Here is a 17,197-nt window from a genome sequence, read left to right as displayed (position 1 = left end):
CCATGAGACCTGAGGGCCGGGGCGGGTGTGACTTGATTAGGACCCTGTCTGGCTGGTGGGCCGTGACTCTTCACTGTCCTGTCCACCCGCCCCGGTGAGGTCATCCAGCACACGAGTGTGAAGGAGACATCACCACGATGACCCCAACCACGATCGATACGCAAGTGGTGGTGCTGGGCGTGGATACCCATCAACGCACCCACCACGCCGCCATTGTCGCCGCCGACGGCCGTCCGCTGGCCGATCGGGAGTTCCCGACCACCGCTGCCGGCTACACCGAGATGTGGCAGTGGGCCTGTGGTTTCGGCCGGATCGAGTACGCCGCGGTGGAGTCGAGCGCCTCCTACGGGGCCGGATTGACCCGCATGCTCACCGATCAGGGGGTCGCGGTGATCGAGGTCAACGCCCCGGACCTACCGCGCCGTTACGCCCACGGGAAGACCGATCAACTCGACGCTTATGCCGCGGCGATGGCGGTCATCACCGGCCGCGCCACCGCGGTCGCCAAAGACACCCGCGGCGCGGTCGAATCGGTCCGAATGCTCACCGTGGCACGGACTTCGGCGGTGGAAGAGGCCACCCGGATCGGTAACCAGATCCGCGACCTGTGCACCACCGCACCAGTGGAGTTCGCCGACCAGGCCCGCCAGGCACGCACCATCACTGCGCGGACAGCGTTCATCGCGGGTCTACCGGTGCCGGCTGACCAGGGTGATCTGTCCGGGCCGGCCGCGGCGTTCGTGCGTGCCGCGCGTTCACTGCTCGAGCGTCACCGACTCGCCCAACGCGAGGTCCGTTCGTTGACCCGCGAACTCGAGAGGCTGTTGGCCACGGTGGTGCCGACCCTGTTGTCCCGACCGCAGATCGGACCGGTCACCGCCGCACGACTGGTGATCACCGCTGGTGACAACGTTGAGCGGATGCGCACCGAGGCGACGTTTGCCAAACTCGTCGGCGCCGCACCGCTACCGGCATCCTCGGGCAAGACCAGCCGTCACCGACTCAATCGGGGTGGAGACAGGCAAGCCAACAGTGCTCTGCACATGATCGCGGTCGGCCGGATGAAATCCCACGCACCCACCCGCGCCTACGTCGAGCGGCGTTCCGCGGAACACAAAACGAAAAAAGACATCATCCGCTGTCTCAAGCGCTACATCGCCCGCGAAGTGTTCCGCGACCTCACCACCGACCTCGGAACCCTTGACAAGCTATAGGACCGGCTCGCTTCGCTCGCACCTCAGGGAGCGAGAGATGGCTCGCAAGCTCGCTCCTCAGGGAGCGGTGGCGCGACCGCTCCCTGAGGGATCGTGAACTAACCTGCGGGCCAGTACTTCTTGCGCAGTTCGCCCTTGACCAGCTTGCCGGTGGGCGTGCGCGGCAGTTCGTCGACGAAGTCCACCGACCGCGGCGCCTTGTACGCGGCGATGCTGTCCTTGGTGAACGTGATGAGCTCGTCCGCGAGTTCGTCGGAGGGCTCGTGTCCCTCGGCGAGCTGCACACACGCTTTGGCCACCTCGCCGAGGTCGGGATCGGGGACACCGATCACCGCGACGTCGAAGACGGCGGGATGGTTGATGAGGACGTTCTCGGCCTCCTGCGGGTAGATGTTCACCCCGCCGGAGATGATCATGAACGCCTTGCGGTCGGTCAGGTACAGGTAACCGTCGGCGTCGACATACCCGACATCGCCTGTCGTGGACCAGTTCTCGTGTTCCGGGTGCTGGGCCTTGCGGGTCTTCTCCGGATCGTTGTGGTACTGGAAGGTCACATCCTCGCGTTCGAAGAAGACCTGTCCGACCTCGCCGACCGGGAGCTCCTTGCCGTCCTCGTCGCAGATGTGGATGACGCCCAGCAGCGGCTTGCCCACCGAGCCGGGGTGATCGAGTGCTTCCTGCGGGCCGATGAACGTCGCGCCGGCGGCCTCGGTGGAGGCGTAATACTCATGGATGACCGGGCCCCACCAGTCGATCATCGCCTTCTTGACCTCGACCGGGCAGGGTGCCGCGGCGTGGACCGCGATCTTGAGGCTGCTGACGTCGTAGGAGTTGCGGACCTCCTCGGGCAGCTTCAGCATGCGGATGAACATCGTGGGCACCCACTGGCTGTGTGTCACCTTGTAATTCTGGATGGCGGCCAGTGCGGCCTCGGGCTCGAAGCGGTCGAGCATGATCACGGTGCCGCCGACCGAGTTGGTCACGCCGCAATAGCGCAGCGGCGCAGCATGATACAGCGGTGCGGGGGACAGGTAGACGGCGTTCTCGTCGAAGCCGTACATCGGCGCGAAGATCGCCGTGTAGGTGTCGGGGACCTGATCGACCTGGCCGTCGGGCATCGGGGTCTTGATGCCCTTGGGGCGGCCGGTGGTGCCCGACGAGTAGAGCATGTCGGTGCCGCGCGGCTGATCGGTGCGCGGTTCGGCGGAAGCGTTGGCGAGAACCTTGTCGTAGCTGTCGAAGCCCTCGAGATCGCCGCCCCACACGACCCGGCGACCGGTGCCCGTCAGTGCCTCGATCTCGCCGGAACGCGAGACGGCGTCGGCGACCGAGGCGCCGGCGAACAGGACCTGGGCGTTGCAGTCGTCCAGGATGTAGTTGGTCTCGGCTGCTGTCAGGTGGTGGTTGATCGCCGTCACGTACAGGCCGCTGCGCAGGGCCGCCCAGTACACCTCGAAGACACGGAGATCGTTGGCGGACACCACCGCGATGTTGTCGCCGCGCTTGAGGCCCAGCGACTCCAGGTAGTTGGCGAGCCGCGTCGAGTTCTCGTCGAGCTGACGGTAGGTCAACTGCTCGCCGGTCGCGGCGCGGATGACGGCGGGCTTGTCCGGAGTGGACTTGGCGAAGACTCCAGGGAACAAGGGTGCACTCCTCTGACGAAGGGGACATTCACCCCGAACGTCCGTTATCTAACGATCGTTCGGAGTGTCGTGAGTCACAGTACCCCAGGTCCCGCGACGGACCTCATCTCTGGCGGGAGAAGACCCGAATCCGCGCTCAGTGCTCGGCGAGGAACCGGTCCGTCGTCCGTTCGGCGAGCGCGGCGATCGTCAGGGCGGGAGTCACCAGTCCGACGGCACCCGGCACGAACGAGCCGTCGACGACGTAGAGGTTGTCGTAGCCGCGGATCGCACCGTCCATCGACGCCGCCTCGCCCATGACGACCCCGCCGAGTCCGTGATATATACCCGCCGAACCGAATCCGACGGCGCGGGAGTGGTTCGGGACGCCGTTCGCGCGCCGGCTGGGGCGGAGTGCCTTTCGCTCGCCTCGACGAGCATGCGGGTGGTGTGGAACGAGCCGACCGCCATGAAGAGATGATCGGCCTCGGCGGTCACCGTCCGGATCGTGCGGCGGACGATGTCCCAGTCGATCGCGAAGTCGAAGATAGTTCGGGTGGTCGAGGATGTCGGCGGGCAGTGGCGAGACGCCGAGGGTGCGCTTCGCGCGCGGGTAGTACGTGGATAGGAGTTCGGAGTAGTTCGCCGCGGCGGGGAAGATGTGCTCGAAGTCCTGACGCCGGGGGACCGGGGTGAACGATCCGAACGCCGGCGAACCGCCGCCGACACCGGCGCCGTAGACGGCCTCGATTCCGTTTCCGACGACGTGGTCGAGGACGCCGGGGTACGGCTCGACGGGGATGGCGGTCGCGCTGTTGGCGTCCGGACTTGTTGCCGAACCAGGCGGCGCGCTTGTCGGGGCTGGAGAAGGTGGCGAAGGTGCTGCCGTCGGGTCGGATCGGCCAGCGTTGGCCACACTCGAACACCGTTGTGGCGAAACCGGATCACGGAGTCGCAGGCGGCGACCGAGCCGCCGAAACCGGTGCCGATGAGTGGGATACACCACGCGATGCCTCGTCGCCCGCGCTCGAATACACTCCCGCTTGTGACGACTCCGCTGTCGATCGAGGTGGACCGCGACAGCGTGGCCATGGGCGACGACGTGCACTCCCATACCCGCCGGATCTCGGTGATGTCCGGAACCACGCTGAGTTCTGTGCTCGCCGAGGCTGCACCCGAGATCCGTTCGCGCGGCTGGAGCTGGGTGGCCGAGGTCGACGGACGGACGGCCGCGGTCTGGTCGATCGATCGCGGCGTCGAGATGCTCGTCGAAGACAATGTGGTGATCGCGGACAATGCGCCGCGTCGGATCTTCTTCCGCTATTTCCTGCAGATCGATCCCGAGTGGCTGTACCGGCGGCTCGTCGACGGCGCAGAAGCGAATCGATATGTGCTGGAACGTGAATACCAGCCGATCGGCGACCGGCTCCGTGAGGAGGAGGAGCGGCGCCGAGAGCGGGAACTCTCGGGGCGGCTCCTGGGCGTCGAATGTTCCGCGGCGCTGCGCGGCCTCGGCGTGGAGTTCGACCTACACAACGATCGGATGGCGCGGTTCGATGTGTTCGGGTCGTTGTGGCGGGTGCGGCGTATGGACACGATGACAGTCACCGCCCGCGGGGAGAACAGATTCTTGTCGTCCATCCGGCCGGTGGCTGTGGCCGAGGTCTGGCTGGTGGCGGCCGTAGGGGAACGGATGCGCCAGGTCCGGGGCCTGTCACCGGCCCCGGACCGACTGTTGTCGCACCCGGATCTGTACCCGATGTCCCTGGGTGTGTTCCGGGAACCTCGCTGGTCGACGAGGGGGCACCCCACCGTCCAGCTCACCGGTGTCGAGGCGGTCCACGCGTACCGGATTGCGGCGGGGCGCACGATCGCCGAGGTCATGCAGATCCTCAACGCGCGGTGATCAGTCCTTGGCCCGCACTGATTCCTCGACGAGATCGAGGACCGCGTGCAGATCGTCGGTGGGCTGACCCGACGCCAGTCGGGTGATCAGTCCGTCGAGAACGAGATCCAGATACTTGACCAGGACGTCGGTGGGGACATCGTCGCGGAGACGCCCGGCCTGACGTCCGCGTTCTAGGCGGGAGAGTGTCGCCTGTTCCAGTTCGGCCGACCGTGCCATCCACTCGGCCCGGAAACTGTTGTCGGTGCGCAGCTTTCGCGCGATCTCGAGTCGGGTCCCGAGCCAGTCGAAATCCTCTGGCCGCGTGAGCATGTCACGCATGACCTGCACGAGACCCTCTTCGGCGGCGACATCCGCCATGCGTTCGGCGTCCTCGTGCGCGAGCGCGAGGAACAGCGCCTCTTTGTCCCGGTAGTGGTGGAAGATCGCGCCGCGGGACAGACCCGTGGACTCCTCGATCCGCTTGACCGTCGCACCGTCGTATCCGTACTCCGCGAAGCAATGCCGCGCGCCGTCGAGAATCTCCCGACGACGCGCGGCAAGGCGGTCATCACTGACCTTGGGCACGTCGCGTGCTCCTGTCAGCTCTTGATCATGTTCCGCAGCACGTACTGCAGGATGCCTCCGTTGCGGTAGTAATCGGCTTCACCGGGGGTGTCGATGCGCACCTTGGCATCGAACTCCACCTTCGAGCCGTCCTCCTTGGTGGCGGTGACGTGCACGGTCTTCGGGGTCTTGCCCTCGTTGAGCTCCTCGATACCGGTGATGTCGAAGGTCTCGGTGCCGTCGAGGCCCAGCGACTTGTGCGACTCACCCTCGGGGAACTGCAGCGGGATGACGCCCATACCGATCAGGTTCGAGCGGTGGATGCGCTCGAAGCTCTCGGTGATGACCGCCTTGACGCCCAGCAGGCTGGTGCCCTTGGCCGCCCAGTCGCGCGACGAGCCGGTGCCGTACTCCTTGCCGCCGAGCACGACGAGCGGGATGTTCTGCTCGGCGTAGTTCTGCGCGGCGTCGTAGATGAACGACTGCGGTGCACCCTCCTGGGTGAAGTCGCGGGTGTAGCCACCGGACACACCGTCGAGCAGCTGGTTCTGCAGGCGGATGTTGCCGAAGGTCGAACGGATCATCACCTCGTGGTTGCCACGACGGGCGCCCAACGAGTTGTAGTCCTTGCGCGCCACACCGTTGGCGTCGAGGTACTGCGCGGCGGGGGTGCCGGGTTTGATCGTCGACGCGGGGGAGATGTGGTCGGTGGTCACCGAGTCGCCGAGCTTCGCGAGCACGCGAGCGCCCTTGATGTCGGAGACGGGTGCCGGCTCGAGCTGCATGCCCTCGAAGTACGGAGGCTTCCGCACATAGGTCGACTTCTCGTCCCACTCGAAGGTCTTGCCCGACGGCGTGGGCAGGTTCTGCCAGCGCTCGTCGCCCTTGAAGACGTCGGCGTAGTCGGCGGCGTACTGCTCCGGCGAGATCGACGACGCGATGGTCGCCTCGATCTCCTCGTTGGTCGGCCAGATGTCCTTGAGGAAGACGTCGTTACCGTCGGTGTCCTTGCCCAGCGGGTCGGACTCGAAGTCGAAGTCCATGGTGCCGGCCAGGGCGTAGGCGATGACCAGCGGCGGCGAGGCCAGGTAGTTCATCTTCACGTCGGGGTTGATGCGACCCTCGAAGTTGCGGTTGCCCGAGAGCACCGCGGTGGCGGTCAGGTCGTTGTCGTTGATCGCCTTCGAGATCTCCTCGGGCAGCGGGCCCGAGTTGCCGATGCAGGTGGTGCAGCCGTAGCCGACCAGGTAGAAGCCCAGCTTCTCCAGGTAGGGCCACAGGCCGGCCTTCTCGTAGTAACCGGTGACGACCTGCGAGCCCGGAGCCATCGAGGTCTTCACCCACGGCTTGGAGGTCAGGCCCTTCTCGACCGCCTTCTTGGCGAGCAGCGCCGCGCCGAGCATGACCGACGGGTTGGAGGTGTTGGTGCAGCTGGTGATCGATGCGATGGTCACGATGCCGTGGTCGAGGATCATCGAGCCGCGCTCTTCGGAGTCCACGCGCACCGGCTTCGTCGGACGGCCCTCGGCGCCGTTGGCGGCCGAGTGCAGCGGTTCCGCGTCATCGTCGGCGAAGGTCAGCGTGGCCGGGTCGGAGGCCGGGAAGCTCTCTTCGACGGCCTCGTCGAGCTTGGTGTGAGCCGGGCTGTTGCCGTTCTCGACGTAGTTGTGGATGTCCTTGCGGAAGGCGTTCTTGGCGTCCCACAGCTCGATGCGGTCCTGCGGACGCTTCGGGCCGGCGATCGACGGGACGACGTCGGCGAGATCGAGCTCGAGGTACTCCGAGTACACGGCCTCCTCGGCGTCCTTCTCGAGCCACATGCCCTGTTCCTTGGCGTAGGCCTCGACGAGGGCGAGCGTCTCTTCGCTGCGGCCGGTGAGGCGCAGGTACTTCACGGTCTCCTCGTCGATGGGGAACATCGCACAGGTCGAACCGAATTCGGGGCTCATGTTGCCGATGGTGGCGCGGTTGGCCAGCGGCACCTCGGCGACGCCGTTGCCGTAGAACTCGACGAACTTGCCGACCACACCGTGCTTGCGCAGCATCTCGGTGATGGTGAGGACCACGTCGGTGGCGGTCACGCCGGGCTTGGTGGCACCGGTCAGCTTGAAGCCGACGACACGCGGGATGAGCATCGAGACCGGCTGGCCGAGCATCGCGGCCTCTGCCTCGATGCCGCCGACGCCCCAGCCCAGGACGCCGAGGCCGTTCTCCATCGTGGTGTGCGAGTCGGTGCCGATGCAGGTGTCGGGGTAGGCGACGCCGTCACGGACCATGACCGAGCGCGCGAGGTGCTCGATGTTGACCTGGTGGACGATGCCGGTGCCCGGCGGGACGACGCGGAAGTCGTCGAAGGCGCCCTGGCCCCAGCGGAGGAACTTGTATCGCTCTTCGTTGCGCTGGTACTCGATCTCGACGTTGCGCTCGAAGGCCTGGGCGTTGCCGAAGGCCTCGATGATCACGGAGTGGTCGATGACCATCTCGGCGGGCGCGAGCGGGTTGACCTTGTTCGGGTCGCCGCCGAGTTCCTTGACGGCGTCGCGCATCGTGGTGAGGTCGACGATGCAGGGAACGCCGGTGAAGTCCTGCATGATCACGCGGGCCGGCGTGAACTGGATCTCGACGCTGGGCTCGGCGTTCGGATCCCAGTTGGCCAGGGCCTCGATGTGCTCGGCGGTGATGTTCGCGCCGTCCTCGGTACGAAGGAGGTTCTCGGTCAGCACTTTGAGGGCGTAGGGGAGCTTCTCGGCGCCCTTGACGGCATTCAGGCGGTAGATCTCGTAGCTGTTGTCGCCGACGTCCAGCGTGCCGCGGGCGCCGAAGGAATTGATACTCACTTCTAAATCCACTCTCCTCGTGTGCCGACGGGCCGCGTCGGCGATGCTCGATGAATTGTTGAACCGGCGGGCTGCACCGGTGCCATCGGGTGTCCGCGAGACGACCCGCGACAACTTCGTCCAGCCTAACAGTACGAGCGTACTGTCCCAGCGGGGTGGCGACGACACGCCGTCGAGGCCGCACGCGTAGGCGAATACCCGGACGACTCCATTGTGTCGTACGGTGCAGGGCGAAGTCCGGTGAGCGTCCGCTTTGCTCGCCGCGGGGGTTACCGACAGACAGGGGTGAGGCCGTATGGGTCCCGAGCCGACGATGCTGATGCTGGCCGCTCCCGCGGAGAACAGCGAACTCACCGGGCTGGTCGGGGTCGACATGGCGGAGCTCTCGCGCGACATCGCCGACGACGGCGTCGCGGGTGCCACCCCCGAGCAGGTGCCCGCGATGCGCGAGGTCATCGAGTACGCCAAGAGCAAGGGGCACGACGTCAGCTTCGTGGTCATCGAGCAGACGCAGCCGCGGTTCACCCTGTACCGCGACATCGCCAATCAGCTGCAGGAGCAGGTCGGTGGCACCGTCATCGTGCTCGGTCCCAACTCCGTCGGCAGCTCGTCGCCGGACTTCAGCCGGGTGATCCAGGAACAGGCGACCCAGAACCTGGCGCTCACCGACCCGCCCGGGGCAGCCCGGCAGATGATCGACTCGATGACGGAACCGCACGTCGACTGGACCCTCGTCGGCCTGGTCCTCATCCTCGTCGTCGTCCTCGGTGCGGTGGGCGCGCGATTTCGTACCCGACGCGCCCGCGCAGCGGCGGCGGGCGGCCCCCTCGGTCCGGTGAACCCGACCGGTGCGCACACGTCGTCGGTCGACGACCCGGACGCGTCTCGCGACGGGGCGACTGCCGACTCCTCGACGTCTTCCTGACGCCCGGTCTTCACTTTCGTCTGCGTCACTGACGACCGCTCGTCGCGGTCCGGTGGCGCCGGTGGCGTCGTGCTCGCCCCCGAATCGGTTCGTCCACCGGTTTGTTGCGAATTCGAGACCTGAGCCGCACTGGTGAACTATCTGCAGTTCACAGCATTTTCCCAGGTAATCACGTCTTTGTAATTCATTTCGTTAGGTTTTCTCGTGTGGTTGATGTGACGTACGGTTCTGATGTCGCATGTGTGACCTGTGTTCCCTATAGGGGCATCTGCGACCCATGTGCAGTGTGTGGTCGGGGCACAGTGGCCGTTCGATCAACATCCGGGATCGGGCACGTCCCCGGAAGAACCGCGAGGAGTTCAGGTGAGGCGAGGAAGAACAGGTGCGTCCTGGCCGGCGCGCGTCACGGCGGCCATGGCTGCCGTTCTCATCTGTGCGGTCGGCGCCGGTCATGCGGTCGCCACCCCGAAGAAGGCGCCCGAGTCGCCGGTGTCCGGGCTGATCAACGAGATCGCGGCGGTCAACCAGGACATCGTCGACCTCGACCAGGCCCTGGCGATGCGGCAGGAGAACGTCAACCGCGCGATCGTCGACTTCCAGAACTCACTCGCCCAGCGGCGACTGGCCACGGTCGCCGCGCGCGGTGCGCGCACCGAACTCGACCGGGCCGGCCAGGCCGTCGTCGAGGCGCAGAAGGCCTTCGACGGGTTCGTCCGCCTCGCCTACCAGCAGGGCGCCGAGCAGGGTTCGATGTCCAACTACGTGGCCTCTCCGGACCCGCAGGCGGTCCTGGACCGGATGAAGCTGCTCGACCAGGTCGGCAAGAAGCAGCAGGAGACCATCCGTCGACTGCAGGTCGCCCGCAACCAGAAGGCCAATCGCCTCGCCGCGGTCGAGGCGACCCGCCGGCAGGCGTCGTTCGCCGCCAAGAGCGCCGAACAGCGCAAGCGCGACGCGCTGGCCGCGGTCGCCGAGGCCCGGACCGCCGTCACCGAGCAGCAGCAGCGCAAGGCGACCCTGGTCGCCAAGCGGGACCGCGTGCAGAAGAAGATCGACTCGATCCGCGGCTACGTCCCGAAGAAGAACGCCGCCGGGCCGTCCACCCGTGAACTGCTGTCCGACCTCTTTCCGTCGGCCCCGGCCGCCCTCCCGGATCTGCCGACCACCAACGTCTCCGACAACGAGCTGCTCGCGATCGCCGCGCGTGCCGCCGCGAAGATCGCGGTGGAGGTGGGATCGGCGGCTCTCGGCGTCGGCCTCGACATGGGTTCGCAGATGCTCTCGGGCATCATCGGGGAGCAGCGGCTCCCGCAGTCCGAACTCCTCAACGAGCTCGGCCTCGGTGGCGTGGACCTCACCGGCAGCAGCGGCAACGACAGCCTGAGCTCACGGCTGGGTTCGGGCAGCCTGGGCTCCCTGTTCGGCGGTTCCGGTGGCGGCGGCGGATCGGGCGGCATGGTGCGCCCGGGCCTGCGCGGCCCGCAGGCGGTGGAGATCGTCGTCAACCGTGCCCTGTCGCAGCTGGGTGTCACCTACGCCTGGGGCGGTGGCGACGCCAACGGTCCGACGCAGGGCATCCGCGACGGCGGTGTCGCCGACAGCTACGGCGACTACCGCAAGGTCGGTTTCGACTGCTCGGGCCTGATGATGTACGCCTTCGGCGGCGTGGGCATCGAACTGCCGCACTACACGGGCTACCAGTACACCTCGGGTCCGCACTTCCCGCTCTCGCAGATGCGTCGCGGCGACATGATCTTCTACGGTCCCAACGCGAGTCAGCACGTCGCGCTCTACCTGGGCGACAACAAGATGGTCGAGGCCCCGCAGTCCGGTGATGTGGTGAAGGTGTCGCCGCTGCGCACCAGCGGTGCGATGCCGAACGTGGTCCGCCTGCTCTGAATGCGTCTGACCGACGAGCCGTGGATCTTCTTGGCAGCTTTTCAGTTCGCACGGCTAGGCTGGCACAAACACGCGGGGGTGCCTTCGGTCCCGGCGTGTCCTCACCAGCGAGCAGCAGAGTTCAGATGAACAGGAGCACGGGTTGACCGAATCGCACTCCCTCGACAAGGCGGCCACGGGGGACCCGGCCGCGGCAGGCGCCGATTCGTCGGTGCTGAGCGACGCCGACGTCGCCCTGCTCGAGCGGGCCATCTACGAGGTCAAGCGCGTCATCGTCGGTCAGGACCAGCTCGTCGAGCGAATCCTCGTGGGTCTGCTCGCCCGCGGGCACATCCTCCTCGAAGGTGTTCCCGGCGTCGCCAAGACGCTCGCGGTCGAGACCTTCGCCAAGGTCGTCGGCGGGTCTTTCTCCCGGGTGCAGTTCACGCCCGACCTGGTGCCGACCGACCTCATCGGTACGCGGATCTACCGCCAGGGCCGCGAGGAGTTCGACACCGAGCTCGGTCCGGTGGTGGCGAACTTCCTCCTCGCCGACGAGATCAACCGTGCGCCCGCCAAGGTGCAGTCCGCGCTGCTCGAGGTCATGGCCGAACGGCACGTGTCGATCGGCGGAAAGACCTATCCGATGCCCGACCCGTTCCTCGTGATGGCGACGCAGAACCCCATCGAGAACGAGGGTGTCTACCCCCTGCCGGAGGCACAGCGCGACCGCTTCCTGTTCAAGGTGCTCGTCGACTACCCGTCGGTGGAGGAGGAGCGCGAGATCGTCTACCGGATGGGCAATGTCCCGCCGACGGCCTCGCAGGTCCTCGACCCCGCCGCGATGCTGCGGCTGCAGAAGACCGCCGCGAACGTCTTCGTCCACCACGCGCTCGTCGACTACGTCGTCCGCGTCATCAACGCGACGCGCCGCCCGGCGGAGCTCGGTCTGAGCGACGTCGCATCGTGGCTGTCCTACGGTGCCTCGCCCCGCGCGACCCTGGGTATCGTCGCCGCCGCTCGCGCGCTCGCGTTGGTCCGCGGCCGCGACTACGTCATCCCGCAGGACATCGTCGAGATCATGCCCGACGTCCTCCGTCACCGTCTGGTGTTGTCATACGACGCCCTGGCCGACGAGATCGACGCCGACCAGGTCATCACCCGGGTCTTGCAGACCGTGGGACTCCCGCAGGTCGGCGCGCAGCCGGTGGCGCAGAACTCGTACCAGTCGGGTCCGGGCCCGCAGGGCCACGCCGCCGGCGTGCCGCAGGGTGCCAACGGCTATGCCGCGCAACAGGTTCCGCAGGGTTCCGGTCCGGTGAACCCGAGTTCGCGGTATGGCGGCTAATCGGGACCTGCCGAGCCTCGGTGCCGGGTTGCTCGAGGAGCCCCAGCTCACCGCGGCTCTGAAGATGTTGGAGCTCACGGTTCGCCGCAAGCTCGACGGTGTGCTGCAGGGCGAGCACCTCGGACTCATCCCCGGACCGGGTTCGGAGCCGGGCGAGGCGCGCGCCTACCAGCCGGGGGACGACGTCCGTCGCATGGAGTGGTCGGTCACCGCGCGGACCACCCAACCGCACGTGCGCCAGATGATCGCCGACCGCGAGCTCGAGACCTGGCTCGTGGTCGACGCGTCGGCGAGCCTCGACTTCGGCACCGTCGGCTGCACCAAACGAGACCTCGCGGTGGCCGCGGCAGCCGCGATCGTGCACCTGACCACCGGCGGCGGTAACCGTCACGGCGCCCTCGTCGTGACCGGCGACGACCTCGTGCGGGTACCGGCGCGGGCCGGTCGCGCCCATGCACAGAACCTGCTCAAGGCGATTGCGACGACGCACCGGAGTGCTCCCGGTGTCCGCGGAGACCTCAAGGCCGGCATCGAGGCACTGCGGCGGCCGCAGCGCCGTCGGGGTCTCGCGGTCGTGATCAGCGACTTCCTCGGGCCGATCGACTGGGAACGATCGCTGCGCGCGATCGGCGCCCACCACGAGCTGCTCGCGGTCGAGGTCCTCGACCCGCGCGACCTCGAACTGCCGCCGATCGGCGAGGTCACCCTCGCCGACGCCGAATCGGGGGAGATCCACGACGTGACGGTCACCGAGGACCTCCGACGCGACTTCGCCGCGGCCGCGCGGGCGCATCAGCAGCGCGTGCACCGGACGCTGCGCAGCTGCGGTGGCGCCACGCTGACGCTGCGCACCGACCGCGAGTGGATCGCCGACACCGTGAAGTTCATCGCCCAGCGACGTCGCGGCCTCGCCGCCGGGGTGGGGTAGACCATGCTGTCCAGTCCCTGGTGGTTGTTGCTGCTGCTCGTCGTGGCGCTGCTCGGCGCAGCGTACGTGTACATGCTGCGTCGTCGTCGGAAGCGGGCGCTGACCTTCGCGAACCTCGATCTCCTGAAATCCGTCGCACCCGCCGACCGTAACCGGTTCCGCCATGTGCCGATCGCGTTGCTGATCATCTCGCTGATCTTGCTGACGGTCGCGCTGTCGGGTCCGCAGGCCGACCGCAAGGTCCCGCGCAACAAGGCGACGGTGATCCTCGTGATGGACGTGTCCCGGTCGATGAACGCGACCGACGTGGCGCCGTCGCGCATCAGGGCCGCCCAGCAGTCGGCGAAGAAGTTCGCCGACGAGTTGACCGAGGGCATCAACCTCGGGCTGATCTCCTTCGCCGGGACCGCGGCGAGTCTGGTGTCGCCGACCCCCGACCACAACGCGACAAAGGTCGCCGTCGACAAACTGAGACTCGACGACAAGACGGCGACCGGCGAGGGCATTTTCGCGGCACTGCAGCAGATCAGCACGCTCAACGCCGTCCTCGGCGGTGGTGAGGCGGCCCCGCCGGCGCGGATCGTGCTCCTGTCGGACGGCAAGGAGACCGTGCCCGACGATCCCGACGACCCCCGCGGCGCCTTCACGGCGGCCCGCAAGGCCAAGGAGGAGAAGATCCCGGTCTCCACCATCTCCTTCGGAACCCGGACGGGCACCGTCGAACTCGAGGGCGACCGGGTGCCGGTCCCCGTCGACGACGATTCGCTCCGCAAGATCGCGAACCTGTCCGGCGGCGACTTCTTCACCGCGGCGAGCCTCGACGAGCTCAACAAGGTGTACGAGAAGCTGCAGAACGAGATCGGCTACGAGACCCGGCGGGGGGACAATTCGAAGCCGTGGCTCATCGCAGGTACGTTGTTCGCGCTGGTCTCGGCGTTCGCAGCCCTGGCGATCAATCGCCGGCTGCCCTGACCTGAACCCACTGGTCCGACCCATTGGCGTGCCACGTCCGCCGACCACCGCGACGCCGCCCCCAACAGAACGGATAGGTTAGACACCCATGACGGCATCCAGCAGCGAAGCGCAGAATCCTTCCCGGTCGGTCCTGGTCACCGGCGGCAACCGCGGGATCGGCCTGGCCGTGGCCCAGCGCCTGGCCGCCGACGGCCACAAGGTCGCGGTCACCCACCGCGGGTCGGGTGCGCCCGAGGGGCTGTTCGGCGTGAAGTGCGATGTGACCGACTCGGAGTCCGTCGACGCGGCTTTCGCCGAGGTCGAGGCCCACCAGGGCCCGGTGGAGGTCCTCGTCGCCAATGCAGGGATCACCGACAACATGCTGCTCATGCGCCTGTCCGAGGAGTCCTTCGAGAAGGTCCTCGACGCCAACCTCACCGGCGCCTTCCGTTGTGCGAAGCGCGCCACCAAGGGCATGCAGCGCGCGAAGTGGGGCCGCATGATCTTCCTCGGCTCGGTGGTTGCCATGTCGGGTATCCCCGGCCAGGTCAACTACGCGGCGTCCAAGGCCGGCCTGATCGGTATGGCACGTTCGATCGCCCGCGAGATCGGGTCCCGCAACATCACCTCCAACGTCGTCGCACCGGGATTCATCGAGACCGACATGACCGCGGCGATGGAGGATCGCTACATCGAGATGGCCAAGCAGGCCATCCCGCTGGGCCGTACGGGCAAGCCCGAAGACGTCGCCGCCGCCATCAGCTTCCTGGCCTCCGACGAAGGCGGCTACATCTCCGGCGCGGTCATCCCGGTCGACGGCGGCATGGGCATGGGCCACTGACCCACCCGGGTCAGACCCGCCACCGGCCACACCACATCTCAATCAACGTCGATCTCAGGAGCACATCTTCGTGAGCGGAATCCTGGACGGGAAGACCGTCCTCATCACGGGCATCATCACCGATGCGTCGATCGCCTTCCACGCCGCCGCCATGGCGCAGGAACAGGGCGCGACGGTGATCATCACCGGCATCCCCGAGCGGCTACGGCTGATCGACCGGATCGCGAAGCGGCTGCCCAAGGAGGTGCCGCCGGCCATCGGCCTCGACGTGACCAACGAGGAGGACCTCGAGGCGCTCGCCGGCAAGATCCGCGAGATCGCCCCGCAGGGCGTCGACGGAGTCATGCACTCGATCGCGTTCGCGCCGCGCACCCTGATGGGTCCGGACGCCAAGCCGTTCCTCGAGGGGCCCGGCCCCGACGCCGCGAAGGCCTTCGAGATCTCGGCCTGGAGCTATGCGTCGCTGGCCCGCGCCGTGCTGCCCGTCATGAACGAGGGCGGCTCCATCGTCGGCATGGACTTCGATCCGCGCACCGCCATGCCGTTCTACAACTGGATGGGCGTCGCGAAGGCCGCCCTCGAGTCGGTGAACCGCTACGTGGCGCGAGAGGTGGGCAACGCCAAGAACGTTCGCTCCAACCTGGTCGCCGCCGGCCCCATCAAGACCCTCGCGGCCAAGGCCATCGCCGGCACCGCGACCGATGATGCCAAGCAGCTCAACATGCTCAACGAGTACTGGGACGGTGCCTCGCCGATCGGCTGGGACGTCGACGATCCGACCGTGGTCGCGAAGTCGGTCTGTGCGTTGCTGAGCGACTGGCTGCCGGGCACCACCGGCTCCATCGTCTATGTCGACGGCGGCGCCAGCCACAACACCTGGTTCCCGGAGGGCATGACCTCCGGGTCGTGAGCCCGGGGAGACACGCAGTGGAGACCGCTTTCGATTCCGTCCTGTTCCTGTCCTTCGGTGGCCCCGGGGGGCCCGAGGAGGTGATGCCCTTCCTGGAGAACGTGACCAGGGGCCGGGGGATACCACGGGAGCGACTGGAGTCGGTCGCCGAGCACTACCTGCATTTCGGCGGGGTGTCGCCGATCAACCGGCTCAACCTGGACATGATCGACGGCCTGCGCGCCGAACTGGCACGCCGCGGTCTCGACCTGCCGGTCTACTTCGGCAACCGCAACTGGCACCCGATGGCCGAGGACACCCTCGTCGAGATGTACCGGGCCGGGCATCGCCGGATCCTCGTCTTCCCGACGTCCGCATGGGGCGGCTACTCGGGATGCCGTCAGTATCACGAGGACATCGACCGCTCGCTGACGGCGCTCGCCGAACGCGAACCCGCGAGCACCACAGGCGAGGGCGCTGTGGTGCTGCGCAAGCTGCCGCAGTACTGGTCGCATCCCGCATTCACCGCAGCGGGTGCAGATGCCGTTCGTCGGGGGATCGAGGCGCTCGGTGAGTCCACCGACCCGGTGCGCCTGGTCTTCACCGCGCACTCCGTCCCGAACTCGGCCGACGCCGCCTCCGGGCCGGCCGCCGAGGGTGGCGGTCTGTACTCCCGCCAGGTGCTGGCGGCGTCGCGGGCCGTCGCCGACGCGCTCGGCATCGACGACTTCGACCAGGTCTGGCAGTCACGGTCGGGACCCCCGCAGATCCCGTGGCTCGAGCCGGACATCTGTGACCACCTGGAAGATCTTGCGGCACAGAGCGTCCGACGGGTCGTGGTCTATCCCGTCGGATTCATCTCCGATCACCTCGAGGTGATCTGGGACCTCGACAACGAGGCCGCCGAGACCGCGCAACGACTCGGCATGCAGTACGTCCGCGCCGACACCGTCGGTACGGACCCGCGGTTCGTCGAGATGATCGGCGAGCTCGTGGAGAACTATGCCACCGGCGGTGGCGACCTGGCCGCCATGGGCTGCGGCGACAACGGTCGGGTGTGCCGGGACCGGTGCTGTGTTCCGGCCCGACCGTCTCGGCCTCGGCCCGCAGACGCCTGACCGCTCGCGGGCGTCGAATCGACGTCGCGAGCACGTGCGCCGTTTTCTCGGAATAGTCGTGTGGGTCGTTCGACCAATTCTGGTCGACTACAGAAAACGCACCGGGACGATTTCTTGGTTCTATCCCAAATCGATCTCGGTAAACATTACTTGGTCGTCCGACCCATTGTTAGCCGGTTAAATCGAAATAT

At 67.3% G+C, this 17,197-nt stretch carries 13 protein-coding genes and 1 pseudogene; 10 read left to right on the top strand and 4 right to left on the bottom strand.

What is annotated here, in order from left to right; genetic code table 11:
* Positions 1-137 precede the first annotated feature (137 nt).
* The gene (locus BPODLACK_RS08445; protein ID WP_159405075.1) at positions 138-1,214 is read left to right on the top strand and encodes an IS110 family transposase; all 1,077 of its coding nucleotides are present in this window, start codon (positions 138-140) and stop codon (positions 1,212-1,214) included.
* A 98-nt stretch (positions 1,215-1,312) separates the two neighbouring features.
* Here BPODLACK_RS08445 and BPODLACK_RS08440 read toward each other — a convergent pair whose 3' ends face one another.
* Positions 1,313-2,857 carry an AMP-binding protein gene (locus tag BPODLACK_RS08440; RefSeq protein ID WP_024498151.1) on the bottom strand — a complete coding sequence of 515 codons (1,545 nt, stop codon included), beginning with the start codon at positions 2,855-2,857 and terminating at the stop codon, positions 1,313-1,315.
* 136 nt (positions 2,858-2,993) lie between these two features.
* Positions 2,994-3,928 (bottom strand): annotated as a pseudogene (locus tag BPODLACK_RS08435) (GMC oxidoreductase).
* Here BPODLACK_RS08435 and BPODLACK_RS08430 point away from each other — a divergent pair.
* Positions 3,882-4,742 carry a hypothetical protein gene (locus tag BPODLACK_RS08430; protein ID WP_024498164.1) on the top strand — a complete coding sequence of 287 codons (861 nt, stop codon included), beginning with the start codon at positions 3,882-3,884 and terminating at the stop codon, positions 4,740-4,742. The pseudogene BPODLACK_RS08435 and the gene BPODLACK_RS08430 sit on opposite strands and share 47 nt — an antisense overlap.
* On the opposite strand, the gene BPODLACK_RS08425 is transcribed toward BPODLACK_RS08430, so the two are convergent.
* Complete coding sequence (locus BPODLACK_RS08425) at positions 4,743-5,309, bottom strand: TetR/AcrR family transcriptional regulator (RefSeq protein WP_024498152.1); 567 nt, start codon at positions 5,307-5,309, stop codon at positions 4,743-4,745. It lies immediately after the preceding gene.
* Between the two features lie 14 nt (positions 5,310-5,323).
* Positions 5,324-8,125, bottom strand: coding sequence for an aconitate hydratase (locus BPODLACK_RS08420; protein ID WP_024498153.1), 2,802 nt, complete (start codon positions 8,123-8,125; stop codon positions 5,324-5,326).
* Between the two features lie 295 nt (positions 8,126-8,420).
* Between BPODLACK_RS08420 and BPODLACK_RS08415 the strand changes: the two genes are divergently transcribed.
* The 8 genes from BPODLACK_RS08415 to BPODLACK_RS08380 all read left to right on the top strand — a co-directional run bounded on the left by BPODLACK_RS08415 (position 8,421) and on the right by BPODLACK_RS08380 (position 17,006).
* Positions 8,421-9,050 (top strand): Rv1476 family membrane protein, encoded by a 630-nt coding sequence (locus BPODLACK_RS08415; protein WP_024498154.1) that lies wholly within the window; start codon positions 8,421-8,423, stop codon positions 9,048-9,050.
* Between the two features lie 363 nt (positions 9,051-9,413).
* A complete protein-coding gene (locus tag BPODLACK_RS08410; protein WP_035760326.1) occupies positions 9,414-10,949 on the top strand; it encodes an NlpC/P60 family protein in 1,536 nt (511 codons plus the stop codon).
* A 142-nt stretch (positions 10,950-11,091) separates the two neighbouring features.
* On the top strand, positions 11,092-12,276 hold the full coding sequence (locus BPODLACK_RS08405) for an AAA family ATPase (protein ID WP_024498156.1): 1,185 nt from the start codon (positions 11,092-11,094) through the stop codon (positions 12,274-12,276).
* Entirely contained in the window at positions 12,266-13,204 is a 939-nt protein-coding gene (locus tag BPODLACK_RS08400; RefSeq protein ID WP_006436238.1) for a DUF58 domain-containing protein, read from the top strand. Before BPODLACK_RS08405 ends, BPODLACK_RS08400 begins: the two co-directional genes overlap by 11 nt.
* A 3-nt stretch (positions 13,205-13,207) precedes the next feature.
* A complete protein-coding gene (locus BPODLACK_RS08395; protein ID WP_159405074.1) occupies positions 13,208-14,176 on the top strand; it encodes a VWA domain-containing protein in 969 nt (322 codons plus the stop codon).
* 88 nt (positions 14,177-14,264) lie between these two features.
* Positions 14,265-14,999, top strand: coding sequence for a 3-oxoacyl-ACP reductase FabG1 (gene fabG1 / locus BPODLACK_RS08390; RefSeq protein ID WP_159405073.1), 735 nt, complete (start codon positions 14,265-14,267; stop codon positions 14,997-14,999).
* Between the two features lie 70 nt (positions 15,000-15,069).
* The gene (gene inhA / locus BPODLACK_RS08385; RefSeq protein ID WP_159405072.1) at positions 15,070-15,909 is read left to right on the top strand and encodes an NADH-dependent enoyl-ACP reductase InhA; all 840 of its coding nucleotides are present in this window, start codon (positions 15,070-15,072) and stop codon (positions 15,907-15,909) included.
* Positions 15,910-15,926: 17 nt separating this feature from the next.
* On the top strand, positions 15,927-17,006 hold the full coding sequence (locus tag BPODLACK_RS08380) for a ferrochelatase (protein WP_159405071.1): 1,080 nt from the start codon (positions 15,927-15,929) through the stop codon (positions 17,004-17,006).
* Positions 17,007-17,197: the final 191 nt, after the last annotated feature.

This window comes from Gordonia sp. YY1 (assembly GCF_009872315.1).
GTDB classification, from domain to species: Bacteria; Actinomycetota; Actinomycetes; order Mycobacteriales; family Mycobacteriaceae; genus Gordonia; species Gordonia amicalis.
This window is presented reverse-complemented; position numbering and strand designations above follow the sequence as displayed.